This is a genomic window from Myxococcus xanthus, from assembly GCF_013116825.1.
Taxonomy (GTDB): domain Bacteria; phylum Myxococcota; class Myxococcia; order Myxococcales; family Myxococcaceae; genus Myxococcus; species Myxococcus xanthus_B.
In genome coordinates this window covers 1-684 of sequence record NZ_JABFNS010000299.1, presented here as the reverse complement: position 1 = coordinate 684, position 684 = coordinate 1, and the positions used below count along the sequence as shown (strand labels likewise).

General features: G+C 55.1%; 1 protein-coding gene. It reads left to right on the top strand.

What is annotated here, in order from left to right; genetic code table 11:
• Window positions 1-594: putative metallopeptidase (locus tag HNV26_RS37400; RefSeq protein ID WP_171453044.1), on the top strand; the 594-nt coding region annotated here is incomplete at its 5' end.
• Between the last annotated feature and the right edge of the window lie 90 nt (window positions 595-684).

Below are 684 nucleotides of genomic sequence, written 5' to 3'. Positions count from 1 at the left end.
AACTGGCTACCGTACACGCGGATTATCCCGGCCACTGAAATCGGAGAGTGGGTAAATCAGCACATCCTCTCTGAAGAAGGTCGGCTCCATAACCCTGACCACGAACATCTCGTTAATGCACTCGCTGACGGTGATATTGCGTTTATGTGGGCCTCTGGCGCATTCGCCAAAAGTGGCCGCATTGTGCTGGGTCAGTGTGAGCAGGTGATGATGCGCGCCGGCGGCTGGCAGAAATCCCGCATGGAGCAGCAGATGCATGAATGGTTCGGTCGCATACCGAAGTTCATCATCACTCTGGCTGCCGACTACTGCGAGCAATGCAGCGACGTCGAATTCTGCGCGCTGGTTGAACATGAGCTTTACCATATCGCCCAGGCTACCGACGACTACGGCGCGCCGAAGTTCAACAAAGAGACCGGAATGCCGGTGCTGAAGCTTCGCGGCCACGACGTCGAGGAATTCGTTGGAGTGGTGCGGCGTTACGGCGCCAGCCAAGACGTGCAGGAAATGGTTGATGCGGCGAACAGGCCGGCGGAGGTTGCTCATATCGATGTTGCCAGAGCGTGCGGGACTTGCATGCTGAAGCTGGCATAAATTCAGGACAGGTTAGGAAGGATGGTGAATTATGGCGGCAGTAAAACCAGAGGTTAAAGCTTTCATAATTCAGTCAGTTGCGTGTTACGA